This window comes from Frankiales bacterium, assembly GCA_016125335.1.
Classification (GTDB): domain Bacteria; phylum Actinomycetota; class Actinomycetes; order S36-B12; family CAIYMF01; genus Longivirga.
Genome location: WGLY01000028.1, coordinates 26806 through 51800, shown reverse-complemented (window position 1 = coordinate 51800; position 24995 = coordinate 26806). Strand labels below are relative to the sequence as shown.

The following is a 24995-nucleotide window of genomic DNA, read 5'->3' as shown; positions in this document are numbered from 1 at the left end:
GTTGAGCAGCAGCGCGTCGGTGGCCTGCACCGGCCGCTCGAGAACGTGCGCGAGCACGCTCGGCTGCCCGGTGAGCCAGTCCAGCGGACCGACGGCCGCCTTGCCCAGCTCGAGGTAGATCTCCCAGTGCGAACCCGCAGGACCCGTGGTGTCCCGGTCGTCGACGGCGGTCATCGGGCACCTCCTACGGGTTCGGCTGGGGTTCGAACGAATGTAGGAATGCTACCCGAGGCCACCGACAGGCACAACCCCCAATCCCCAGCAATCCCAACGGATTTCGCCGATTCGTCGTCCACACCCTGTGGAGGAGCCGACGGGGGTCGACGCCGCGGAGCCGACAAGGGTCGACGCCGCGGAGCTGACAAGGGTCCACGCCGTCGAGACGTCGTCGGACGACATTCACCGGGACCAGCGCCACCCCCTCCTCGGCCGAACGTCGCCCCAGCGTGGGACGCAGCAGCGTGGCTCGTGACGGTCACCCTCGAGCCCGGCAGCCGGACCCGTGCGGTGCACGGCTCCGGCAGCCGGACCCGTGCGGTGCACGGCCGCAGCCAGCCGAGCCTCCGGGTGCGGTCGGCGCCTCGCGACCCTCCGCAATACAGTCGCGGCATGGCTGATCTGCTGCTCGGCGGGCGCATCGACCCCGCCACGGGCTCCCGCACGCCGGACGGTGCGACGAGTGCCGTCGCCTCCGCGGACCTGACGACGCACGGCGTCATCGTCGGGATGACCGGCTCGGGCAAGACCGGCCTCGGCGTGGTGCTCATCGAGGAGTGCCTGTCCAGCGGCGTGCCCGCGCTGCTCATCGACCCCAAGGGCGACCTCACGAACCTGTGCCTGATCTTCCCGGAGCTCGTGGGCAGCGAGTTCCGCCCGTGGGTCAACGCGAGCGACGCGCAGAAGGCCGGCCTCGACCTCGACGCCTTCGCCGACCAGCAGGCGGCGGCCTGGAAGGAGGGCCTGGCCGGCTGGGGGATCGAGCCGGAGCGCCTCGCGCAGCTGCGCGAGAAGGTCGACTTCACCATCTACACACCGGGATCGAGCGCCGGGCGCCCGGTGAACATCGTGGGCTCGCTGGCAGCCCCGCCCGCCGGCACCGACCCCGAGACGATGAGCGACGAGATCGACGGCTACGTCACGACGCTGCTCGGCATGCTCGGCATCGACGGCGACCCGCTCTCCTCGCGCGAGCACATCCTGCTGGCCAACATCATCCAGGCAGCGTGGTCGCAGCAGCGCGACCTCGACCTGCCCACCCTGCTCGCCCAGGTGCAGCAACCGCCCATGCGCAAGCTGGGCGTCCTCGAGCTCGACGTGTTCTTCCCGCCGGCCGACCGCGTGGCCTTCGCGATGAAGCTCAACGGCCTGCTGGCCTCGCCGTCGTTCCAGACGTGGCTCACCGGCGACCCGATCGACATCGGCCGGATGCTCATGACCGAGGACGGCCGTCCGCGCTGCGCGATCATCACCACCGCGCACCTCGACGACGCCCAGCGCCAGTCAGTGACCTCGCTCGTGCTCTCGAAGCTGGTCACCTGGATGCGCCGGCAGAGCGGCACCAGCGACCTGCGGGCGCTGCTCTACATGGACGAGGTCGCGGGCTACCTGCCGCCCACCGCGAACCCGCCCACGAAGAAGCCGATCATGCTGCTGCTCAAGCAGGCGCGCGCCTTCGGCGTCGGCGTGGTGCTCTCCACGCAGAACCCCGTCGACGTCGACTACAAGGCGCTGTCCAACGCCGGCACCTGGCTGGTGGGCCGTCTGCAGACCGAGCAGGACAAGGCCCGCCTCGTCGACGGCCTGTCGAGCGCGGCCGGCGACGTCGACGTCGCGCAGGTGGGGTCGGTGATCGGCGGGCTGGGCAAGCGGCAGTTCCTGCTGCGCCGGGCCGGCGGCGGCGCACCGGAGGTGCTCACCACCCGCTGGGCGATGAGCTACCTGCGCGGCCCCCTCGACCGCGCGCAGATCGGGCTCGCCCTCGCCTCCGGCGTCGCGTCGGGCGCCCCCTCCGCGTCACCGGCACCGGCCACGGCCGCGCCGGCCGCAGCCGCCCCGGCGCCCGCCACGGCGCCCGAGCCCAGCGCCACCGCGACAACGTCGCCCGTGCCGGCCCCCGCACCGGCAGCCGACCCGGCCGCGGCCACCGCGCCGCTGCCCTCCGGCCCGCCGGCGGTGGCCGGCGACGACGAGACCCCGGTGATGCCGGCGGTCGCCGCCGGTGTCCCGGTCGCGTTCGTCGACCCGGCCACGCCGTGGCTGGCGCAGGTCGGCGGGGTCCCCGGCGGTCAGCACCTGCGCGCGGCAGCGGTCGCACGGGTCGACCTCACCTACGACGACGGCGCGGTCGTCGTGGCGGAGGAGGAGTACGAGGCGGTGCTGCTCCCGCTCACCCAGGTGCCGGACCCGCGCGCGTTCCTCGCCGTCGACTACGACGACCGCGACCTCGTGGCGCAGGCGCCGCCCGGCGTCGTCTACGGCCTCGTGCCCGCGGAGGCCAAGACCAAGACCTACTGGACCCGGATGCAGAAGGCCCTCGTCGACGAGCTGGTCCGCTCGCGCACCACCGAGATCCTGGTGAACACCGACCTCAAGGCGGTGTCGCGCCCGGGCGAGACCCGCGAGGACTTCGTGGCCCGCTGCCGCACCCTCACCGAGGACGCGTCCACCCAGCAGATGACGGCGCTGCGGGAGCGCTACGGGCGCAAGCTCGCGGCCGCGCGCCAGAAGGTGACCGACGCGCAGATCAACGCGCAGATGCTCCAGACCGAGTACGACTCGGAGTTCGGGCTGGCGGCGACGTCGATCTCCATGCTGGGCAGCCTGCTCGGCGGACGACGGTCGCGCTCGTCCATGGCGGCGCAGGCCCGGCGCCAGTCGACCGCGAGCGCCAAGGTCGGCGCGGCCCAGCAGAAGGCGGTGGCGCAGGCCAACGCCTACGACGCCCTCGAGCGCGAGCTGGCGCAGGAGCTCACCGAGCTCGACGCCGAGTGGAACCGCAAGGCCGAGAACGTCACGACGAAGTCCGTGCCCCTGGAGAAGGCGGACGTCGTGGTGCGCGACTTCCGGCTCGTCTGGATCCCGGTGGCCTGACCCGCGCGGGTCAGGAGGCGGTGGGCGAGGGCGCGGCCGAGGCGGTCGGCTTGGTCGCGGTGACCGGCCCGGTCGTCGCGCACCCGGCACCGGTGGCCACGGGCACCGGCTTGGCGAGGCTGGCGTTGACCTTCTTCTGCGGGGCGACCGCGACGTACTTCTGGCCGAGCACGACGTCGATGCTGGCGTCGGTGCGCTTGTCGAGCACCAGCTTCATGCCGGGGACGTAGTAGCGCATGAGCAGGGCGTTGTCCCGCCCGCTCGGGCCGTAGCGGATCTCGCCGACGTTGGTGAGGTTCTTGCCGAGCGGGTCGTTGGCGATCGTGCCGATGACGAAGCCGCGGGCCTTGAGGTCGTTGGAGGTGCGCCGTGCGAGCCCTGCGCGGTTGGTGGCGTTGTAGACGTTGACCGTCACCGTCGCCGGCTTGGGCAGCACCGTGGAGGCCTTCACCGTGGTGGTGACGCAGGGGGCCGGGGAGCTCGTGGTGGGGCTCGGCGCCGCGGAGTCGGTCCCCTTGAGCAGGCGCACGGCACCGTAGGTGGCGCCGAACAGCACCGCCATCATGAGGACGACGATGATCGTCGTGGCGACGGGGTGACGCCGGCGCGGTCCCTCACCGCTGGGCCCGAGCACCGTTCCCGACAGCATGCTCAACGCCGTGCACCCCCCGTGGTCGCGGTCGTCCCGGCGAGGACCGCGGGGTCGTCGAGGTCGAGGACGCGCGCGTGCAGCACGGGCCGGCCGTGCAGCGCGCTGCGCAGCGCCCGGTGCAGCCCGTCCTCGAGGTAGAGCTGCCCCTGCCACTGCACCACGTGGGCGAACAGGTCGCCGTAGAAGGTGGAGTGCTCGTCGAGCAGCGCCTCGAGGTCCAGCGTGCGCTTGGTGGTGACCAGGTCGGAGAGCCGGATCTGGCGGGGGGCGCACGCGGCCCAGCCGGCGCCGTCGAGGCCGTGCTCGGGGTAGGGACGCCCGTCGCCCACCGACTTGAAGATCACCTCGGCGAGTCTACGTGGGGCGGTGCGCGCGCCCGTCCAGCGACGCCGTGTCGGCTGCGTCGCAGATGCGTCGTAGGACCGGCGTGGCGCGGCCCCGGGCGGCTCGCGTACAGTCGTGAGCGACCCCCCGTGCGGCGTCATCCCGCTGAACCCCCCCAGGGCCGGAAGGCAGCAAGGGTAAGCAGGCTCTGGCGGGTGTGCGGGGGGTCACGCGCGTCCCGGCCCGGGCGTCGCGCCGCACGCGCCCCGCGATTCGGCGTACGAGGCCGGCCCCCGTATCCTCCTCCGCGGAGGATTCGCCTAGTGGCCTAGGGCGCACGCTTGGAAAGCGTGTTGGGGGAAACCCCTCAGGGGTTCGAATCCCCTATCCTCCGCGGACCGAGGGCGGGAGCAGCGCTCCCGCCCTCGTCGCGTCCCCGGCGGGCCCGTCGGGTCGGAGGCGCCGCGTAGGGTGACGCCGTGTCCCTCGCCCTGTACCGCACCTACCGTCCGGGCCGCCTCGCGGACGTGATCGGGCAGGAGCACGTCACCGTGCCGCTGGCCCGGGCGATCGACACCGGCCGCGCGCACCACGCCTACCTGTTCACCGGCCCCCGCGGCTGCGGCAAGACCTCCACCGCACGCATCCTGGCCCGCTCGCTCAACTGCGAGCAGGGGCCCACGTCCGAGCCGTGCGGCCGGTGCGCCAGCTGCGTCGACCTCGCCCCCAACGGCCCCGGGTCGATCGACGTCGTCGAGATGGACGCCGCGAGCCACCGCGGCATCGACGACGCCCGCGAGCTGCGCGAGAAGGCGATGTACGCGCCGGCGGCGTCGCGCTTCAAGGTCTACATCATCGACGAGGCGCACCAGCTCACGGTCGACGCCGCCAACGCGCTGCTCAAGCTCATCGAGGAGCCGCCGCCGCACCTGATGTTCGTGTTCGCCACCACCGAGCCGGACAAGATCCTGCCCACCATCAAGTCGCGCACCCACCACTACCCCTACCGGCTCGTGGCCGCCCGCCCGCTCCAGGAGCACCTCGCGTGGGTCGCCGAGCAAGAGGGCGTGGCCGCCCAGCCGGAGGCGCTGGCGCTCGTGGCCAAGGCCGGCGCCGGGTCCGTGCGCGACGCGCTGTCGGTCCTCGGCCAGCTCGTGGCCGGCGCCGGCCCCGAGGGGCTCACCTACGCCGACGCCGTGGCCCAGCTCGGCTTCACCGACGCCGCGCTGCTCGACGAGGTGGTCGAGGCGCTCGCCGGGTCCGACGGCCCGACGATGTTCTCCGTGGTCGACCGCGTGGTCGAGGGCGGCCTCGACCCGCGGCGCTTCGCCGGCGACCTGCTCGAGCGGCTGCGCGACCTCCTGGTGCTGCACGAGGTGCCCGACGCCGTCGAGGCCGGGCTGATCGACGCCCCGGACACCCAGGTGGCCGCCCTGCGCGAGCAGACCGAGCGGCTCGGCCTCGCCCAGCTCTCGCGCGCGGCCGATCTCGTGAGCACCGGCCTGTCCGAGCTCAAGGGCGCCACGGCGCCGCGGCTCCAGCTCGAGCTGCTGTGCGCCCGCCTGCTGCTGCCCGCCGCCGACGACACCCAGGCCGGCGTGCTCGCCCGCGTCGACCGGCTCGAGCACCGGCTGGCCTACCTCGCCGACGCCCCCGCCGGCGCCGCGCACCCGCCGGTGACGCCGCCCGCCGTGCCCGAGCGCCCCGAGCCCGTGTCCCGGCCCGCCGCGACGCCGGCCGCCCCGCCGCCCGCGGCCGCCACCTCCCCGGCGCCCGCGGCTCCCGCCGCCTCCCCGGCCGCGCCCGCCCCGGCCGCCGCCGCGGGCGGACCGCCGCGGCTGTCGTCGGTCGCGCCGAGCACGGCCCGGCGCGCACCGGGGCCCGAGGCGCCGGCGTCCGACGCACCGGCGCCGGCCGATCCGCCCGCCCCCGCCGACCCGCCGTCCAGCCCGGCGTCGGAGGCGCCCGAGGCGGCACCGGCGCCGGCCCCCGCGGCGGCGGACCCCGGCTCCGGCCCCGGCGCACCGACGACGGCCGGCGACCTCGGCCCGGTCGTGGCCGGGTGGCCCGCGGTGCTCGAGGCGCTCAAGACGTCCAGCCGCGTGGCGCACACACTGGCCGAGGGCACCGTGCCGATCGGGCGCACGGCAACCGGCATCGTCGTCGCGCACCCCGACCGCGCGCGCATGGACTACCTGCGCACCAACAAGGGCCATTACGAGCAGCTGCGGCTCGCGGTGCTCGACGTCCTGCGCCTCGACGTCGAGCTCGACATCGTGCTCGACCCGGCGCGCGCCGCCGCCGACCCGGCGCCCGCGGCCCGCCCGGCCGCCCCGGAGCGCCCGGCCCCGGCCCCTGCCGCCCCTGCGGGGCCCTCGCCCCGTGAGCGGGCCGCCACGCAGGTGGCGCAGGAGGAGTCCGAGGCCGTCGCGCCCGCCGACGACGTCGTGAGCGTCGACGACCCCGACGCCGAGGGCGACCTGTCCGGCCTCGCGCTCGTGCAGCGCGAGCTCGGCGGCACCGTCATGACCGAGTACGACAACGGCTGAGGCGGGAGCGACCCGTGTACGAGGGCATCGTCCAGGACCTCATCGACGAGCTCGGCCGCCTCCCCGGAGTCGGCCCCAAGAGCGCGCAGCGCATCGCGTTCCACCTGCTCCAGGCCGACCCGGTCGACGTGCGCCGGCTGGCCCAGGTGCTGCTCGAGGTCAAGGACCGCGTGCGCTTCTGCTCGGTGTGCGGCAACGTCGCCGAGGACACCGAGTGCCGCATCTGCCGCGACCCGCGCCGCGACCCGTCGGTGATCTGCGTGGTCGAGGAGAGCAAGGACGTCGTCGCCATCGAGCGCACCCGCGAGTTCCGCGGCCGCTACCACGTGCTCGGCGGCGCGATCAGCCCCATCGAGGGCATCGGCCCGGACGACCTGCGGGTCAAGGAGCTCATGGTGCGCCTCGCCGACGGGACGGTCACCGAGCTCATCATCGCCACCGACCCCAACCTCGAGGGCGAGGCCACCGCCACCTACCTCGCCCGGCTGGTCAAGCCGATGGGCCTGGCCGTCACCCGGCTGGCCAGCGGACTGCCGGTCGGCGGCGACCTCGAGTACGCCGACGAAGTCACCCTCGGGCGCGCGTTCGAGGGCCGTCGCCGCCTCGACGTCTGACAGATTGGTGCCATGACCGACGAGCGCACCCCCAGCACCGGGACCGACGTCGAGCGCGGCGAGGGCGCACCCGCCGACCTCGCCGACATCGCCGCCGACATGGCGCACGCCTCGGCCCGCTTCGTGTCCTCGGTCGAGGCCGTCGCGGCCGCGGCCGACCCGGACGCCGCGATCTCGATCCTGCTGCTCGAGCTCTCCGCGCTGCTCGCCGCCGGCGCCCCGCTCGGCGCGCTGGCCGACGTCACCCCGCGCGACGAGTACGAGCCGGACGCCGGGGCCGAGCCCTCGCTCGACCGGGTGCGCGACGCCCTGCGCGACATGCTCGGCCCCGCGGACGAGTACGCCGAGGTGTTCGACCCGTTCTCCGGCCCCGAGGTCGTCACCGCGCGGCTGTCGGACGACCTGGCCGACGTCACGGCCGACCTCCTGCACGGGCTGGCGCACCACGCCGCGGGCCGCACGCTCGAGGCGCTGTGGTGGTGGCAGTTCAGCTACCTCAACAACTGGGGCCAGGCGGCGTCGGCCGCGGTGCGCGCGATCCAGTCGCTCATGGCGCACGTGCGCCTCGAGGTGCCGATCGACGTCGAGGCCGCGGACCCGGTCTGAGGCCGCGGCCGCCGCAGCGGCCCGGCGCCCGTCACGCGGACGGAGCACCCGGCACGTGCGCAGGGCGGACGAGGTCCTCGACGTTCAACCGCACCCGTGAGACGGTCGATGCTCATCGAGACGACCCCGCGGCACCCCGCCCGGGGTCGCGTCGGGCACGGGCGAGCGAGTGAGGCGGACCGGACCATGAGAGCGAGGCGCTCCCTCGCGGCGATCGCCGCCGTGCTGTGCGCGGCCGTGGTCGCGGGGCCGGCCTACGCCGCGGGCCCGACGGCGCCGGTCGCGGTCGACGACGCCGCCTCGGCACCGCTGGCCGCCACCCCGGAGCCCCTCGTCGTCGACGTGCTCGCCGACGACACCCTCGACGGCGACGCGGTGCTGGCCCTCGTCGACGCCGCGCCGCCGCAGCACGGCACCGCGTCGGTCACCACGGTGAGCACCGACGGCACCACGCGGCCGGCGCTGAGCTACCTGCCCGACACCGGCTTCACCGGCACCGACTCCTTCCGCTACGCCGTCACCGACTCCACGGGGCTCACCGCGCAGGCCACGGTGACGGTCTCGGTGCTCGGGCCGGCACCCGTCGTCGCCGACGACCAGGCGACGACCGGCCCCGGCGCCCCCGTGCGCGTGGCCGTGCTCGACAACGACAGCGACCCCGCGTCGGGACGGCTCACCGTCACCGCCGTCACCGCGCCGGGGCACGGCACCGCGGTGATCGACGCGGGCACCGCCGTCACGTACACGCCGGCCGACGGCTGGGCCGGCCAGGACACGTTCGGCTACACGGTCACCACGAGCTCGGGGGGCACGGCGTCGGCCACCGTCACGGTGACGACCCTGGACTCGACCCCCGGCCACACCGTGGAGTTCTCCGCGCCCCCGGCGGTCGCCGTGCTGCGCACCGTGACCATCACCGGCGCGGCGAGCCCGACCGACGCCGCCGTGCCGAGCGTAACGCTGCGGGTGCGCCGCACGACCTCCTCCACGTGGATCACCCTCGGGCACCCGGAGGTGGACGCCTCGGGCTCGTTCACGCTCACCTGGCAGCCCTCGAACCCCGCCTTCATGGTGCTGCGCGCCGACGTCGTGTGGCCGGACGGCTCCTCGGCCACGAGCAGCGCACGGATCACGATCAGCCGCTCGGTCGACCCGGAGGTCTCGGGTGCGCTCACCCGCGCGGACGTGCCGTGGTCCTACCGCCTCGGGTGCCCCGTGGGCCCGTCGTCGCTGCGGCGGCTGTCGGTGAACTACTACGACTACCGCGGCCACATCCGGCGCGGCGACATCATCCTGCGGTGGGACGCCGTGCCCGCCGTGCAGTCGGTGTTCGTGCAGGCGTTCCGGGCCCGGTTCCCGTTCAAGCAGATCGTGCCCACGGACCACTTCTACCGGAACGGCACGGTGAGCTCGACCGGCTCGGACATCGCCGCGATGAACGCCGGCGCGACGTCCGCGTTCAACTGCCGCAAGGTGACGGGCAACCCCAAGCGCGTGAGCCAGCACTCCTACGGCAACGCGATCGACGTCAACACCTACGAGAACCCGTACGCCACCGGGCGCCACGTGTACCCCGCGGCCGCGGCGCACAACTACTACTACTTCCGCGCGCACTACCTGCACCGGCGCGGCGTGATCCGGCCGGGTTCCGTGGTGGCGCGGGCCTTCGCCGCGCGGCACTGGTACTGGGGAGCACGCTGGTCCCACCACGACTACCAGCACTTCAGCTCGAACGGCGGGTGAGGTCATGAGCGGTCGGGTGCGTCCCGGTCTCGCCGCGGCCCTGGCCGCGGGCGCGCTGCTGCTCTCCGCCTGCGGCCAGGCGCAGGACTCCGCCTCGCCCGCGGCCGCGTCCTCGGCCACGGCGGCCACGGAGTCCGCGAGCGCGTCGGCCCCGACCGCGCCCGAGCCGTCCGCGTCGGCCACGGCGTCTCCCTCCGGCTTCGACCGCACGGCGGTGCCGGCCACCACGAGCGGCCCGCTCGGCGCCTCCACCATGCCCAGGGCAACGGCGCTCGGCCCCGGGTGGAAGGCGTACGTCGACAACGGCAGCCCGGAGGAGGGCTACACCGGCAACGGCACGCCCGTGGTGGCGCGCGACCCGCGCGACGTCACCGACGCGATGCTGCCGTTCGGCTGCCAGGAGGCCACGTACGCCACCCCCGTGCCCGTGCCGGTGCACGCGCTCGAGGCCGACTACCGGCACACCAGCGGCCGCCACGCCGTGGGCATCGCCCTGGACTACGGCACGCCCGAGGCGGCGCAGCGCTTCGTCGACGTCTACACCGCCGCGATGCGCGCCTGCGTCGCCGGCGGGGGAGCCACCACCGTGGTCACCGTGACCCCGGTGGCCGTGCCCGGCGCCTTCGCCGACGTCCAGCGCGACACCACGGACGGCACCGTCTACCGCGAGCTCGTGGTGCCGGCCGGCCGGGTGGTGCGGCTGCTCGACGTCGAGGGGGAGCACACCCCGCTCGCGCCGTGGACCGAGATCGCTGCGGCGTTCCCGCCTGCTCCGGCCTGAGGAATTCCGGCCGTGCGCGCCCCCGGACGGACATCCCACCAGTCGGACGCACGGGGCGTGCCGTTCTTGCGCCGGTAGGATGACGGCCGTTCGAACGTCGAGTCAGCGAAGGCGGATCCCACCGTGGGACTCGTGGTCCAGAAGTACGGCGGGTCCTCCGTGGCCGACGCCGCGAGCATCAAGCGCGTCGCCCGCCGCATCGTCGAGACCAAGCAGGCCGGCGACGACGTCGTGGTGGTCGTCTCGGCCATGGGCGACACGACCGACGACCTCATCGACCTCGCCGAGCAGGTGAGCCCGCACCCCGCAGCCCGCGAGCTCGACATGCTGCTGACCGCGGGCGAGCGCATCTCGATGGCCGTGCTCGCGATGGCGATCCACGACCTCGGGGTCGAGGCGCGGTCCTACACCGGCTCCCAGGCCGGCCTCATCACCGACTCCGTCCACGGCCGCGCGCGCATCATCGACGTCACGCCGGGCCGCATCCAGAGCGCGATCGCCGACGGCGCGGTGCCGATCGTGGCCGGCTTCCAGGGCGTCGCCCAGGACACCAAGGACATCACCACCCTCGGCCGCGGCGGCTCGGACACCACGGCCGTGGCGCTCGCCGCCGCGCTCGGCGCCGACGTCTGCGAGATCTACACCGACGTCGACGGCATCTTCACCGCGGACCCGCGCATCGCCCCGCGCGCCCGCCAGGTGCCGGCCATCACCTACGAGGAGATGCTCGAGCTCGCGGCCAGCGGCGCCAAGGTGCTGCACCTGCGCTGCGTCGAGTACGCCCGCCGCTTCGACCTCCCGATCCACGTGCGCTCGTCGTTCTCGGCGAAGACGGGCACGTTCGTGGTCTCCGACACCTCACGACCCGAAGGGGACGACGTGGAGCAGCCGATCATCGCCGGAGTCGCGCACGACCTCGGCGACGCCAAGATCACCGTCGTCGGCGTGCCCGACAAGCCGGGCATGGCGGCCGCGATCTTCCGCGCCGTCGCCGACGCCGAGGTCAACCTCGACATGATCGTGCAGAACGTCTCCGCGGCGGCCACCGGCCGCACCGACGTCACGTTCACCTGCCCCACGTCCGACGGGCAGAAGGCCCTCGCCGCCATCGAGAAGATCCGCCACGAGATCGAGTTCGAGGACCTGCGCTACGACGACGACATCGCCAAGGTGTCGCTCATCGGCGCCGGCATGCGCTCGCACCCCGGCGTGTCCGCGACGTTCTTCGCCGCGCTGTCCGAGGCGGGCGTCAACGTCGAGATGATCTCCACCTCGGAGATCCGCATCTCGGTCGTGACCCGCACCCAGGACGCCGGGCCGGCCGTGCGCGCCGTGCACGCGGCGTTCGGCCTCGACGCCGACGGCGAGGCCGTGGTCTACGGCGGCACCGGCCGCTGACCCTCCCGAGCGGCGCGAAACCGCGCCGGGCCGGGACGTACGCACGACCTACAGTGGGCGGGACCCGCGAAGGAGTGACCATGCGCAGCAACCCCACCGTCGCCGTCGTCGGCGCCACCGGGCAGGTCGGCGGCGTGATGCGCCGCCTGCTCGACGAGCGCGGCTTCCCCCTCGGTGCCGTGCGCTTCCTCGCCTCGGCCCGCTCGGCCGGCACCACCCTGCCGTGGCGCGGCACCGACGTCACCGTCGAGGACGCCGCCACCGCCGACCTCACCGGCATCGACATCGCGCTGTTCTCCGCCGGCGGGGCGACCTCGCGCGCGCTCGCGCCCCGCTACGCCGAGGCGGGCGCCGTCGTGATCGACAACAGCTCCGCCTGGCGCATGGACCCCGACGTCCCGCTCGTCGTGAGCGAGGTCAACCCGCACGCGCTCGACGAGGTCCGCAAGGGCATCGTCGCGAACCCCAACTGCACCACCATGGCCGCGATGCCCGTGCTGCGCCCGCTGCACCAGGAGGCCGGTCTGCGGCGCCTGGTCGTGAGCACCTACCAGGCCGTGTCGGGCAGCGGGCTGTCCGGCGTCGAGGAGCTCGAGTCGCAGGTGCGCGCCGCCGTCGACCAGGACATCGCCGGGCTGGTGCACGACGGCCGCTCGGTGATCCTGCCGGAGCCCAAGAAGTACGTGCGGCCGATCGCGTTCGACGTGGTGCCGCTGGCCGGCAGCATCGTCGACGACGGCTCCCTCGAGACCGACGAGGAGCAGAAGCTGCGCAACGAGAGCCGCAAGATCCTCGGCATCCCGGACCTGCTCGTGAGCGGCACCTGCGTGCGCGTCCCCGTGTTCACCGGCCACTCGCTGTCGATCAACGCGGAGTTCGACCGGCCGCTGCCGGTCGCGCGCGCGACCGAGCTGCTCGAGGCCGCGCCCGGCGTGGAGGTCACCGACGTCCCGACGCCGCTGCAGGCCGCCGGCGCCGACCCGTCCTACGTCGGCCGCATCCGGCAGGACTCCTCCGTGCCCGACGGCCGCGGCCTCGTGCTGTTCGTGAGCAACGACAACCTGCGCAAGGGCGCGGCCCTCAACGCCGTGCAGATCGCCGAGCTGCTCGTCGGCCGCTGAGGCGCGCAGGCCCGACCCCTGGGGGCCGCGCCCCGGCGCGCGGGCGGTCCGAGGCGCCGACCTACCCTGAGCGGGTGGAGGACGAGGCACCGGCGCGACGCCGGCACCCGGTGCTCGCCACCGTCGCGGTGCTGCTGTGCGCGCTCGTCGCCGTCCCCACCGTCTCGCGCGCGCTGGGCGCCGAGCCGGGGCTGCTCGGGGTGCTCACCGCCGTCATGCCGTTCGTGACGGTCGTCGCCGTCGTCGCCCTGCTGGTGGCGCTGCTGTCGCGCAACCTCGTCGTCATCGGCGTCGCGGCGCTGCTCGCGGTGGTCAACGTCGCGTGGCAGGTGCCGATCTACGTCGCCGACCCCGGCGACTCGGGCCACCCCGTGCTGCGGGTGATGGCGAGCAACCTGCGCTTCGGCAGCGCCGACGCCCAGGACGTGGTCGACCTCGTGAAGGCGCAGGACGTGGACGTGCTGGCCCTCGAGGAGCTGACGCCGGACGCCGTGCGCCGGCTGCACGACGCGGGGCTCGACGACCTGCTGCCCTACCACGTGGCCCGGCCGGAGGACTCCTTCACGGGCACGGGCCTGTGGTCGCGGCTCCCGCTCACCGACGAGCGCACGCTGGCCGGCACCATCTCGCAGACGGTGGCGGCCCGGGCGACCGTGGCGGGCACGGTGGTGACCGTGGTCGCCGTGCACCCCCTCGCGCCCGCGCCCTACGACCACACCGGCCGCGGCGAGGACTTCGCCGCACTGCGCACCGACCTCGCGCAGGTGAGCGGTCCGGTGGTGGTGGCCGGCGACTTCAACGCCACGCGCGACCAGGCCCCTTTCCGCGGGCTGGAGTCCGACGGCTTCCGCGACGCCGCGGACCAGGCGGGCGCGGGCTTCCAGCCGACGTTCCCGCACACCGGTGACAGCCGGCCGCTCGTGGCGATCGACCACGTCGTCGGGCGGGACCTGCCCTGGCGGGCCACCTCGTGGCAGACCTTCCCGGTGTTCCGCACCGACCACCTCGCCGTCGTCGCGACCTACGGCTGAGCGGGCCGCCGCCCCCGGGAGCGGCTCAGGGCCGCCGGGCGCCGAGCAGGGCGGCCGAGGTGAGCTTCGCGCCGTCGACGGCGTCCTCCACCGTGACCGCGAAGCGCCGTCCGTCCTTGAGCCGCAGGACGATGCCGGGACCCCGGCGGATCACCGCGGCGGACGCGCGGGCCCACGGGATCCAGCGGTAGCCCCAGCCGCCCCACTCGAGCGGCTCGACCACCACGGCGCTCGCGTCGGCGACGTCGGCGAGGGCGATCGTGCGCCGCGGCACGCCGACCGGGCCGAACCGCACAGTGAACGTCTCCTCGGTGAGGACGGCCACGAGCGAGGAGGCGACCCAGCCCGCGACGCCGACGACGAGGCCCACGACGGCGACGAGCCAGCCGACCCAGGCGGTACCCGCACCGCGCAGCGCGATCGCCGTGCCGGCGCCGACCGCCAGCACCACGAGCCCGATGCCGATGCCGAGCACGGCCAGGCCGCGGCTCTCGCACCGGCCGGTCCAGTAGGTCTGCACGGGGTCCACGCGCTCCACGGCGTCCACGCTACGGCCTCCGCCGTTCGGCCCCATCACGGGCGGTCCGGCCCGCGGCCGTCCCCGCGCCCCTAGGCTGCCCCGGTGCGCCTCGTCCTGCTCGGCGTGCGGGGGGCGACCCCCGCACCCGGAGCCGAGTTCGTCCGCTACGGCGGCCACACGTCGTGCGTGGCGGTGGTGCCCGACGGCGGTGACGTCCCCACCCTCGTCCTCGACGCCGGGACCGGCCTGCGCGAGCTCACCCCGCGCCTGGGCGGCGCGGCCTTCCGCGGCAGCATCCTCGTGAGCCACCTGCACTGGGACCACGTGCAGGGGCTGCCCTTCTTCGCCGCGGGGGACCGGCCCGACGCCGAGGTCGCGCTGCACGTCCCGGCCCAGGACGGCCGGTCCGGCCGCGACCTGCTGGCGACCTCGATGGCCCCGCCCAGCTTCCCGATCACGCCCGACGGGCTGCAGGGGTCGTGGGAGTTCCGCACGGTCGAGGAGGGCGAGCAGCTCGTCGAGGGGTTCCACGTCCGGGCGGCCGAGGTCGCGCACAAGGGCGGGCGCACCTTCGGCTACCGGGTCAGCGACGAGCAGGGCTCGATCGCCTACGTGCCCGACCACGTCATCTCCGCCGGCGTCGGGGAGCGGGTGCGCGACCTGCTCGACGGCGTCGACGTGCTGCTGCACGACGCGCAGTTCGTCGAGAGCGAGCGCCGCTGGGCCGACGCCTACGCGCACTCCACCGTGGAGGACGCCGTGGCGCTCGCCCGCGAGTGCGGCGTACGTCGGCTCGTGCTGTTCCACCACGGCCCGGCCCGCACCGACGACGCGCTCGACGCCATCGCCGAGTCCTACGCCGGCGACCGGCTGGTCTCGGTGGCGCGTCAGGGCGACGAGCTCGTCGTGCCCTCGCCCTGACCGACCCCGCTCAGCGCAGCAGGTGACCGGCCTGCTCCAGCAGCGCGCGACCGGCGGCGCGCCCGGACTCGACCATGCGGTCGAGCTGGTGGAACTCCAGCAGCCCCACGCCGCGCGAGGACGGCGTCACCACGACGGCGCCCGCCTCGCGCGCCGCCTCCGCGGCGCCGCCGCTGCCGATGAACAGCGTGCGCATGAGGGTCTCGCCCAGCGCGGGGATGCGCACCGGCCGGGGCGGGCCCGACGCCGAGGCGTCGCCGCGACGGGCCGGCGCCGCGCCCATGCCGATGTTCACGGCCACGACCGGGCCCTCGTCGCGCTCGGTCAGCAGGCGCACCGGCAGGTTGTCGAGGATGCCGCCGTCGAGGAGCAGGTGCTCGCCGTGGCGGCGCGGCGGGAAGAGCACCGGGAGCGCGATCGACGCCATCACCGCGTCGACCAGGTCGCCGCGCCGGTGGTCGAACGGCGAGCGGGTCTGCAGGTCCGTGCTGGTGCAGCGGAACTGCCGCGGCAGCTCCTCGATGTGCGCGTCGCCGAGGTGGCGGCGCAGCAGACGCTCGGTGCGCCGGCCCTTGGCGACCGACACCATCGGGAAGGTGAAGTCGTGGAAGGGGCGGCCGCGCACGAACTCCTGGTAGCACGCGGCCTCGACCTCGGCCGCGTCCAGGCCGGAGGCGTACAGCGCCGCCACGATCGAGCCCTGGCTGGCCCCGGCGACCCGGTCGACGACGACGCCGGCGTCCTCGAACTCGTGCAGCACGCCGATGTGCGCGAACGCCCGGGCCCCGCCGCCGGCCATGACCAGGCCTGTCGATCGCCCGGCGAGCCGGGCGGCGAGCGGGCGCAGCGCACCTCGCAGGTCGATCCCGTCGCTCTGCGTCACGGCGTAGGGCGCCACCGCCTCGGACCAGGCGCGCACGACCGAGCCGGCCGCCCGCGACGGCCCCACCAGCACGAGGTCGGCGTCCTCGCGGTCGAGCGCCGGGACGCTCCCGGGCGGCTGGTCCGCGCGGGCCACGAGCACGAGCTGGTCGGCCTGCCGCACGCAGCGGACCCACCAGTCGCTCGCGGCCTCCTCGGCCACGAGCAGCACGCGGTCGTGCTCCTGCTCGGCCCGCTCGAGCCCGTCGGGGCCGATCTCGCGCGACACGGTGACCCGCAGCGTGCGGGCCAATGCCGCGGCCAGCTCGTCGGCCACCTCCGCGGCGGGGGCGCCGGGGCCGGCGGCGACCACGGCCACCACGCGCGGCTGCGGCGTGCGGGCGCCGTCGTCCTCGGGCCGGTGCGCGTCGCGCAGCTGCTCGGCCAGCACCTCGGTGAGCGCGGACCGCGCGGCCGGGTCGGCGTCGAGGGCCGCGGTGAACGACGCGTGCGAGACCCGGAGCAGGTGGCTGTCGCGCTTGGCCCGCACCGTGGCCGACCTGCGTCCCCCGGTGAGCAGGGACAGCTCGCCGATGACGGCACCGGCGCCGAGCTCGCGCAGCACCGCGCCGCCGGAGACCACCTCGAGCCGGCCGGAGGACACGACGTACATGTCGTGCGCCGGGTCGCCCTCGCTCACGAGGACCTCGCCGGCGGGCAGCAGCACGGGGGTCGACCCCGCGGCCAGCCGCGCGCGCGACCCCGCGGGCAGACGGGACAGCAGCGGCGCCCCGGCCAGCGGCTCGGCGGCCGACGCCGGCTCGCGCGGCTCCGGCAGCCGCACGCTGGGCGGCGCCTCGTCGGCCTGCTGCTCGTCGCTCACGTCCGCGCGCACGCGGCCGACGAAGAGCGCCACCACCGCCGTGAGCGCGAAGCACGCGGCCGACAGCAGCCAGCCGTGGCGCAGCGAGTCGACCACCGCCGTGGGCGCCTGCGCCGTCGGCGAGCCGATGATGATGACCAGCACGGCGATGCCCAGCACCGCGCCGATCTGGCGGGCGCTGGAGTTCACCGCGGACGCCGTCGCGAAGCGCCCGCCGGGGACGGCGGCCAGCGCCGCCGAGCCCAGCACGGGCAGGGTGGCCCCCACGCCGATCCCCGACAGCAGCTGGCCGGGCAGCCAGGTGCCGAGGAAGTCCGGCGTCACCTCCACCCGCGTGGCGTACCAGAGGTAGGCCAGCGCCCACACCAGCGCGCCGGGGACGATCACCAGCCGGTAGCCGCGCCGCTGCGCCACCGGGCCGAGCACGGCTGCGAGGACCGCGGCGACCAGCGCGCCCGGGACGACCGCGAAGCCGGAGGCCAGAACGCTGTAGCCCCAGACGTACTGGAGCCACAGGATGTTGGTGAGCAGGTAGGCGTAGAAGCCCGCCCCGGCGACGATCGTCGCCGCGTTGCCCACGGCGAACGACCGGATGCGCAGCAGGGCAGGGTCGAGCAGCGGCACGGGATGGCGGCGCGAGCTGAGCACGAAGAGCACGAGCAGCACGGCCGACGCGCCGAACGAGACCAGCGTCCCGGTGGACGTCCAGCCCCAGTCGCCGCCCTTGACCAGGCCGAGGGTGAGCAGGCCGAGCATCCCGCTGGACAGCAGCGCGCCCGCGAGGTCGGGCATCCGCCGGCGTCCCGGCGCCCGGCTCTCGACGAGCAGGGTGCGCCCGGCCCACAGGGCGGCGATGCCGAACGGCACGTTGACCAGGAACGCCCAGCGCCAGCCGCCGGCCTCGACGAGCGCGCCCCCGATCGGCGGCCCGAGCCCGGAGGCCAGGGCCGCGGAGGCCCCCCACAGGCCGACCGCGTGCGAGCGCCGGTCGGACGGGAACGCCTGCACCACGAGCGCGAGCGAGGCGGGGACGAGGATCGCGGCGCCGAGCGCCTGCACGACGCGCGCCGCCACGAGGAACCCGACCGACCCCGACGCCGCGCACACCGCCGAGGCCAGCGTGAACACCAGCACGCCCGAGGTGAACGCCCAGCGCCGACCGAGGAGGTCGGCCAGGCGGCCGGACACCACGAGGAAGGCTGCGAACACGATGCTGTAGGCGTTGAGGATCCACGACAGCCCCGCGATGTCCGAGCCCGGGAACGAGACCCGGATGCTCGGGAACGCGACGTTGACGATCGTGGCGTCGAGGAACGCCAGGAACGCGCCGAACGAGGCCACCAGCAGCACGGTGCGCCCGGGGATGCGGCCCTTGGTGATGGCTGCCGGGCGACGGCGCTCGAGCGTGGTCGACATGAGTCCCTTCCGCGACGACCGTGGGCGGGCCCGCGCACGACACGGGCGGTGGCCACGGCGCCGAGGACGGGTCGTTCGACAGCGACGGAGGCCCGGACTCCGCAGCGCTGTCACCGTACGCTGCCGTCCCACCGGGCGCAGCAAGATCAACCATCGCGCCGAGGCCGCCCTCGCGACGGCGGGGACGGGACCCGTTTTGGCCGCCCCGGGGCGGACCCGTAGACTTCCCAGGCTCCACCGGGGTGTGGCGCAGCTTGGTAGCGCGCTTCGTTCGGGACGAAGAGGTCGTGGGTTCAAATCCCGCCACCCCGACATACGACGAGGGCCCGGCTTCATGCCGGGTCCTCGTCGTATCTCCGGGCCTCGGATTTGGGAGGAGGCGCACTCTCGTGCGCCGACGGCTCCCGCCACCCCGACATATGACGAGGGCCCGGCTTCATGCCGGGTCCTCGTCCCCTTTCCTGGGGTCCACGGCCCCGTCCGCTGGCGCGGAACGCGGAGGTCGGCGTCCGGGGGGCCGTGGTGGAATGCGCCCGTGCCGCCGTCCCGCTCCCGCCGCCCCCGGGCGGGTGGCCGGTGAGCCGGGCCCGGGCGCTCGTGCCGCCGGCCGGCCCGCAGCGCGTCCTCGCGCTCGGCACGCTGGTCAACACCACCGGCAACGGCATGTTCATGACGACGAGCGTCATCTACTTCACGCAGGTGGTGGGGCTCTCGGCCGCGCAGGTCGGGCTGGGCCTGACGATCGCCGGCGTGGTGGGCCTCCTCGTGTCGACGCCCATGGGCCACCTCGCCGACGTGCGCGGCCCGCGCGAGGTCTACGTCGCCCTCACCGTCGCGCTGGGCGTGCTGTCCCTGGGCTACCTGGTGGTGGGGTCCTTCGCCGGGTTCGTGGCCGCGGCGACGCTGGTGACCGTCGTCGACCGCGCGTCCGCCGGCGGACGCGGCGCGCTCATCGCGGCGCTGGGCACCGGCGAGGAGCGGGTGCGGCTGCGCGCCTACCTGCGCGCGGTGACCAACGTCGGCATCAGCGTGGGCGGCGTGGTGGGCGGGCTGGCCCTGGTGGTCGACACCCCCGCGGCCTACCGGGGCATGGTGGTCCTCGACGCCGTCACGTTCGTGGCCGCGGCGGCGATCGCGACGCGCCTGCCGCACGTGCCGCCCGTGCCGCACACGGGCGAGGGCCCGCGCCTGGTCGCCCTGCGCGACCGCCCGTTCCTCGTGCTGACGGGGCTCAACGCGGTGATGGCCCTGCACTACGGGCTCACCGAGGTGGCCCTCCCGCTGTGGGTCGTCACGCGGACGGAGGCGCCGCGGTGGATCGTCGCGGTGCTCGTGCTCACCAACACCGTGACCGTCGTGCTGCTCCAGGTGCGGGTGAGCCGCGGGATCGGCTCAGTGGGGCTCGGCGCGCAGGCCACCCGCCTGGCGGGGCTCGTGCTCGCGGGCTCCTGCGTGGTGTTCGCGTCGTCGGCCTCGGGCGGCGAGACGTGGGCCGTCGCCCTGCTCGTGCTCGGGGCGCTGGTGCAGGTCGGCGGCGAGATGCTGCAGGCGGCCGGCTCGTGGGCGATCGGGTTCGGGCTGGCCCCGGACACCGCCCAGGGGCAGTACCAGGGCCTGTACAACACCGGCTTCTCGATCAGCTCGATGCTCGCCCCCGCGGTGCTCACCGCGCTGGTGGTGGGCTGGGGCTGGCCGGGGTGGCTGGTGCTCGGCGCCCTGTCCGTGGTGGCCGGAGCCCTCGTGCCGCCGGCGTGCCGGTGGGCCCTGCGCGTGCCGGCCGGCCCCGGACTCGTGCGCTCGGAGGTCGCCGCCGCCTGACCGGGTTGCACCCCCCGGTGGGCGCCGGCGGGGTCAGGGCGTGGCGGTGAGCGTGAGCAGCGTGGCCTCGGGCGGGCAGGCGAAGCGCACCGGGGCGTAGGGCGAGGTGCCCAGCCCGGCGGAGACGTGCAGCACCGTGCCCCGGCCGTCGGCGCCGCCCAGCGACGGGTCGTCGTCGCGCGCCGGGCGGGCGTGGCGCGAGAGGCCCTTGGCCTGGGCCGGCGGCAGGTCGCAGTTGGTCACCAGGGCACCGACGCCGGGCACGCAGAGCTGGCCGCCGTGGGTGTGCCCGGCGAGCACGAGGGACGCGCCGTCGGCGGCCATCGCGTCGAGCACCCGGAGGTAAGGGGCGTGAGCGACGCCGAGGGCGAGGTCGGCATCGGCCGCGAACGGGCCGGCGACCTCGGCGTAGCGGTCGCGCCGGATATGGGGGTCGTCGACGCCGCGCACGTCGACCTGGCGGCCGTCCACCTCGAGCGTGGCGCGGGCGTTCGACAGGTCGGTCCAGCCCGCGCCGCCGAGCTCCTTGACCAGCTCGCCCCACGGCAGGGTCGGGCGCTGCTCGTCGAGGTCGGAGGGGCCGGTGAGGTAGCGCCAGGGGCGCACCACGCCGGGGGCGAAGTAGTCGTTGGACCCGAGCACGAACAGGCCCGGCCGCGCGAGCAGCGGCCCGAGGGCGTCGAGCACCGTGGGCACCGCGTCCGGGTGCGCGAGGAAGTCGCCGGTGACGACGACGAGGTCCGGCTCCAGGGCGTCGAGCCCGCGCACCCACGCCGCGCGGCCGCGGTGGCGCGGGGTCAGGTGCAGGTCCGACAGGTGCAGCACCCGCAGCGGCGGCTGCCCGGCCGGCAGCACCGGGGCGCTGGCGCGGCGCAGCGTGTAGCGGTGCGCCTCGGCGACCGACCAGGCGAGCCCGGCGGCGGCGAGGCCGGTGAGCCCGAGCAGGGCGGTCCCGGTGCGCGACATGCCGCCCAGGATCCCACGGACGGCGCCGGGCGCCGGCACGCACCGGCACCGGGCCGGACGCCGGTGCGCCCGGGCTACCCGGTTGCGGCCTGCGGGAGGATGGGCCCATGAGCGCTCTCGAGACCCGGCTGCACGACGACCTCACCACCGCGATCCGCTCCCGCGACGAGGTCGCGGCCGCCACGCTGCGCATGGCGCTGACCGCGGTGAAGAACGAGGCGGTCTCCGGCGACGAGGCCCGCGAGCTCTCCGACGACGAGGTGGTCGCCGTCCTCGGGCGCGAGGCGAAGAAGCGCCGCGAGTCGGCCACCGCCTACGACGACGCCGCCCGCCCGGAGCTCGCCGCGCGCGAGCGGGCCGAGCTCGCGGTGCTCGAGACCTACCTGCCCGCCCAGCTCTCCGACGACGAGCTCGCGACCCTGGTGGCCGCGGCCGTGGCCGAGACCGGCGCGGACTCCCCGCGGGCCATGGGGCAGGTCATGAAGGTGCTCACGCCTCGGGTGGCCGGCCGGGCCGAGGGCGGCCGCGTGGCCGCCGCGGTGCGGGCGGCGCTGGCCGGCTGAGCCCGGCCTGCCGGCCGACCCCGACGCGTCAGGGGCTCGCGCTCGAGGACGCGCGCGTGCTCGACGACGCGCGGGCGCTCGTGGTGGCGTGCGCGCCCGCCGTCGGGCTCTTCGAGGTGGTCGGCGTCGTGCTCGGGCTCGGCGTCGGGTCGTGGCTCGGCGACGGGGTCGGCGACGGCGACTTCGAGGGGCTCGGCGAGCCCGACGGCGAGCCGGACGCCGACGGCGAGGCCGAGGACGAGGGGCTCGGGCAGTCGGTGGGGCTCGCCCCCGGCGACGGGGTGCCGGTGGCGGCCGGGCTCGCCGACCCGGACGGCGAGGCGCCCGGGCTCGGGCAGGAGCCCGGCGGCGGGGGCGGGGTGATCGTGCCGATGCCGTCGAGCGGGCGCAGGTCGAAGTGGGTCGGCGGGGTGCCCTCGAGGGCGCCGAGCATCGCCATCTTCCAGATCGGCCCGGGCAGCGTGGAGCCCCACACCTGCGGGTAGTAGTGGCCCCCGATCGTCACGTTCTGCATCGGGTAGCGCGCCGCGCCGCGGGGGTCGTAGGTGGCGACGGCCGCGGCGAGGTCCGGGGTGAACCCGACGAACCACACCGACGCCGAGCTGTTCGTGGTGCCCGTCTTGCCGGCGGCGTCGCGGCCGAGCGACATGGCCTGCCCGGTGCGGCCGGGCAGCGGCCCGTCGACGACCTGCTTGAGGACGGCGGCGACGGAGTCGGCGACGGGGCGCGAGATCGTGCGCTTGCAGTCGGCCTGCGGGACGGCGAGCTTCTGGCCGTCGCGCGTCTCCACCGAGAGGATCGCGGTGGGCTGGCACAGGGTGCCGTGGTTGGCGAACACGCCGTAGGCCGAGGCCATGCCGAGCGGGGTGACCTCGTCGACGCCGAGGGTGAAGTTGGGCACCCGCAGCAGCGAGGAGCCGTCGCCCCGGCGCAGGCCCGCCTTCTCGGCCATGTCGGCCGCGGCGCACTGGGTGGTCTGCTGCTCGAGCGCCATGAAGTAGGTGTTCACCGAGTAGGCGGCGCCCTGGAGCATGTTGAAGGTGCCGGAGCTCGTGGAGTTGTGGATGGTCACCGGCGCGTAGGGCGCCCCGGTGTCGCAGTTCTTGAACCCGTCGAAGGTGTTGACCGACGGCGCGTCGATGTAGTCGTAGGGCGAGATGTTCTGCGCGAACGCCGCGGCCATCGTGAACGCCTTGAACGTCGAGCCGGCCTGGGCGCCGAGGCTGCCGCCGTACTGCGTGCCGACGTTGAAGTTGTACGTGGTGTGGCCGATGCCCTTGACGCCCCACGTGCGGTTCTCGGCCATGGCCACGATCTGGCCGGTGCTCGGCTGCACCATGCTGATCGCGGCGATCTTGCGGCTCGGGTCCTTCGGCGGGACGTACTTGTCGACGGCGCGCTGCGCGGCCCGCTGCGCCTTGGGCTGCAGCGTGGTGCGGATGATGAGGCCGCCGCGGTTGAGCAGCGCCTCGCGGTCGGCCGGCGTCTTGCCGAACGCGGGGTCGGTCTTGAGCAGGCGGTAGACGTAGTCGCAGAAGTACGGGGCGTAGGACGTCGTGCACCCGTTGTGGGGGACCGAGGGCTTGAGGAACGTCTTGGTGGGCACCGCCGACGCCGCGGTGGCCTGCGCCTGGGTGATGTAGCCCATCTCCACCATGCGCGTCAGCACCTGCTTGCGGCGGTACTGCGAGGACTTCGGGTTGCGGGTGGGGTCGTAGGCGACCGGCTGCTGCACCGCGCCGGCGAGGGTCGCGGCCTCCACCAGGGTGAGCTGGTTGGCGTGCTTGGAGAAGTACCGGCGCGCGGCGGCCTCGACGCCGTAGGCGCCGGCCCCGAAGTAGGCGATGTTGAGGTAGCGCTCGAGGATCTGCGCCTTGGTCAGCTCGCGCTCGAGGGCGAGGGCGTAGCGCATCTCCTTGAGCTTGCGGGTGACCGAGCGGGCGCGGGCGGCCGCGGCCTCCTCCGGGGTGGCCGCGGACTCGACGAACACGTTCTTCACGTACTGCTGGGTGAGGGTGGACCCGCCCTGCACGACGCCGCTGCCGCCGGCGTTGCCGATGAGCGCGCGGGTGAGGCCGCGCAGGTCGACGCCGCGGTGCTCGTAGAAGCGGCCGTCCTCGATCGCCACGATGGCCTGCTGCATCACCGGCGCGATCTTCGACAGCGGCACCTCGATGCGGTTCTGCTCGTAGATCGTCGCGATCGTGGTGCCGTCCGCGGCGAGGATGATGGAGCGCTGCGGCAGCGGCGGCGTGGTCAGCTGGTCGGGCAGCGCCTGGAAGTCCTCGAACGCGGTGCGCGCCGCGACGCCGGCGCCGCCGACGAAGGGCAGCGCCGTGCCGGCGATGACCACGCCGGCGACCATGCTCACGACGACGAACAGCGCGATGCGCGCGGTGGTGGCGGGCAGGCCGTGGCGGCGCCGCGGAGCCGGCTCCGGGGGGGCCACGCGCACGGCCGGCGCGGGGTGCTGGGGCTCTGACATGGCCTGACGAGGGTACGTCGGGAAGCGGCCCACCACCCACTCCGCACCGCGGCCGTGACCGTGCCGCAGCCCGCGTGCGGTCCGCAGGTGGCCGGTCCGGCGTCCGTCCATGGCACGAAATAACTACCAGATATGGTCAAGTCGAGCCTGACTCCCCGATCTTGATGTGCGTAGCGTCACCGTGTCGGCGCGACGGCGCGCCGGCGGCGTCGACGGCGCAAGACCGGGGCCGGTGCCGGGGGCTGGGGCTCTGACCTGCGTCGCAGCGTGGACGAGCGTGTGGGGGTGAGCTCCAGCGATGACCTGGACACCGGACTGGACCACGTCGGCGGCGTGCCGGTCGAGCGACCCGGACGCGCTGTTCGTCCAGGGGGCCGCGCAGAACCGCGCCAAGGCGATCTGCCTGTCGTGCAGCGTGCGCACCGAGTGCCTCGCCGACGCCCTCGACAACCGGATCGAGTTCGGCGTCTGGGGCGGGATGACCGAGCGCGAGCGCCGGGCCCTGCTGCGGCGGCGGCCGCAGGTCACCTCGTGGCGCCGCCTGCTCGAGACCGCGCGCGAGGAGTACGACGTCACCGTGGTCGACCTCAGCGACCACGCCCAGGACCCGCGCGTCGCCTCCTGACCCGCGCTCGCGGCCGGCGGCTCGCGGC

General features: G+C 75.1%; 19 protein-coding genes, 2 tRNA genes and 1 other RNA gene. 16 read left to right on the top strand and 6 right to left on the bottom strand.

The annotated features are described in order from the left end of the window. Positions 1-219: 219 nt before the first annotated feature. Positions 220-3090 carry a DUF853 family protein gene (locus tag GC157_15460; GenBank protein ID MBI1378854.1) on the top strand — a complete coding sequence of 957 codons (2871 nt, stop codon included), beginning with the start codon at positions 220-222 and terminating at the stop codon, positions 3088-3090. 10 nt (positions 3091-3100) lie between these two features. Here the strand turns inward: GC157_15460 and GC157_15455 are convergent, their stop codons facing one another. Beyond that, entirely contained in the window at positions 3101-3739 is a 639-nt protein-coding gene (locus GC157_15455) for a hypothetical protein (protein MBI1378853.1), read from the bottom strand. Positions 3740-3741: 2 nt separating this feature from the next. Continuing rightward, a complete protein-coding gene (locus GC157_15450; protein ID MBI1378852.1) occupies positions 3742-4086 on the bottom strand; it encodes a type II toxin-antitoxin system VapB family antitoxin in 345 nt (114 codons plus the stop codon). 118 nt (positions 4087-4204) lie between these two features. Here GC157_15450 and ffs point away from each other — a divergent pair. The 10 genes from ffs to GC157_15400 all read left to right on the top strand — a co-directional run bounded on the left by ffs (position 4205) and on the right by GC157_15400 (position 13909). After that, positions 4205-4301, top strand: an RNA gene (gene ffs / locus GC157_15445) — signal recognition particle sRNA small type. Between the two features lie 74 nt (positions 4302-4375). Then, a tRNA-Ser gene (locus tag GC157_15440) sits at positions 4376-4460 on the top strand. A gap of 85 nt (positions 4461-4545) precedes the next feature. Beyond that, a complete protein-coding gene (locus tag GC157_15435) occupies positions 4546-6615 on the top strand; it encodes a DNA polymerase III subunit gamma and tau (GenBank protein ID MBI1378851.1) in 2070 nt (689 codons plus the stop codon). A 14-nt stretch (positions 6616-6629) separates the two neighbouring features. After that, a complete protein-coding gene (gene recR, locus GC157_15430) occupies positions 6630-7229 on the top strand; it encodes a recombination protein RecR (protein MBI1378850.1) in 600 nt (199 codons plus the stop codon). 12 nt (positions 7230-7241) lie between these two features. Then, positions 7242-7835, top strand: a complete 594-nt coding sequence (locus GC157_15425; protein ID MBI1378849.1) for a DUF5063 domain-containing protein — start codon at positions 7242-7244, stop codon at positions 7833-7835. Between the two features lie 186 nt (positions 7836-8021). Then, positions 8022-9578: a hypothetical protein gene (locus tag GC157_15420; GenBank protein MBI1378848.1), complete on the top strand. Its 1557-nt coding sequence runs from the start codon at positions 8022-8024 to the stop codon at positions 9576-9578. A 4-nt stretch (positions 9579-9582) separates the two neighbouring features. After that, entirely contained in the window at positions 9583-10359 is a 777-nt protein-coding gene (locus GC157_15415) for a hypothetical protein (GenBank protein ID MBI1378847.1), read from the top strand. Between the two features lie 123 nt (positions 10360-10482). Next, positions 10483-11757: an aspartate kinase gene (locus tag GC157_15410; GenBank protein ID MBI1378846.1), complete on the top strand. Its 1275-nt coding sequence runs from the start codon at positions 10483-10485 to the stop codon at positions 11755-11757. 80 nt (positions 11758-11837) lie between these two features. After that, complete coding sequence (locus GC157_15405; protein ID MBI1378845.1) at positions 11838-12878, top strand: aspartate-semialdehyde dehydrogenase; 1041 nt, start codon at positions 11838-11840, stop codon at positions 12876-12878. A 74-nt stretch (positions 12879-12952) separates the two neighbouring features. Continuing rightward, complete coding sequence (locus GC157_15400; GenBank protein ID MBI1378844.1) at positions 12953-13909, top strand: endonuclease/exonuclease/phosphatase family protein; 957 nt, start codon at positions 12953-12955, stop codon at positions 13907-13909. 25 nt (positions 13910-13934) lie between these two features. Here the strand turns inward: GC157_15400 and GC157_15395 are convergent, their stop codons facing one another. Next, on the bottom strand, positions 13935-14447 hold the full coding sequence (locus GC157_15395; protein ID MBI1378843.1) for a hypothetical protein: 513 nt from the start codon (positions 14445-14447) through the stop codon (positions 13935-13937). A gap of 84 nt (positions 14448-14531) precedes the next feature. Between GC157_15395 and GC157_15390 the strand changes: the two genes are divergently transcribed. Continuing rightward, complete coding sequence (locus tag GC157_15390) at positions 14532-15350, top strand: MBL fold metallo-hydrolase (GenBank protein ID MBI1378842.1); 819 nt, start codon at positions 14532-14534, stop codon at positions 15348-15350. A 10-nt stretch (positions 15351-15360) separates the two neighbouring features. Here the strand turns inward: GC157_15390 and GC157_15385 are convergent, their stop codons facing one another. Then, entirely contained in the window at positions 15361-18510 is a 3150-nt protein-coding gene (locus GC157_15385) for a DHA2 family efflux MFS transporter permease subunit (protein ID MBI1378841.1), read from the bottom strand. Between the two features lie 238 nt (positions 18511-18748). Between GC157_15385 and GC157_15380 the strand changes: the two genes are divergently transcribed. Together GC157_15380 and GC157_15375 are read left to right on the top strand one after the other, a co-directional pair. After that, positions 18749-18822: transfer RNA gene (locus GC157_15380), tRNA-Pro, on the top strand. A gap of 126 nt (positions 18823-18948) precedes the next feature. Continuing rightward, a complete protein-coding gene (locus GC157_15375; protein MBI1378840.1) occupies positions 18949-20328 on the top strand; it encodes an MFS transporter in 1380 nt (459 codons plus the stop codon). A gap of 33 nt (positions 20329-20361) precedes the next feature. Here GC157_15375 and GC157_15370 read toward each other — a convergent pair whose 3' ends face one another. After that, positions 20362-21294 (bottom strand): metallophosphoesterase, encoded by a 933-nt coding sequence (locus GC157_15370; GenBank protein ID MBI1378839.1) that lies wholly within the window; start codon positions 21292-21294, stop codon positions 20362-20364. Between the two features lie 107 nt (positions 21295-21401). Between GC157_15370 and GC157_15365 the strand changes: the two genes are divergently transcribed. Then, positions 21402-21857, top strand: coding sequence for a GatB/YqeY domain-containing protein (locus GC157_15365; GenBank protein MBI1378838.1), 456 nt, complete (start codon positions 21402-21404; stop codon positions 21855-21857). Positions 21858-21885: 28 nt separating this feature from the next. On the opposite strand, the gene GC157_15360 is transcribed toward GC157_15365, so the two are convergent. After that, the gene (locus GC157_15360; protein MBI1378837.1) at positions 21886-24453 is read right to left on the bottom strand and encodes a hypothetical protein; all 2568 of its coding nucleotides are present in this window, start codon (positions 24451-24453) and stop codon (positions 21886-21888) included. Between the two features lie 187 nt (positions 24454-24640). Between GC157_15360 and GC157_15355 the strand changes: the two genes are divergently transcribed. Beyond that, positions 24641-24967 carry a WhiB family transcriptional regulator gene (locus tag GC157_15355; protein ID MBI1378836.1) on the top strand — a complete coding sequence of 109 codons (327 nt, stop codon included), beginning with the start codon at positions 24641-24643 and terminating at the stop codon, positions 24965-24967. The last annotated feature ends 28 nt before the right edge of the window (positions 24968-24995 follow it).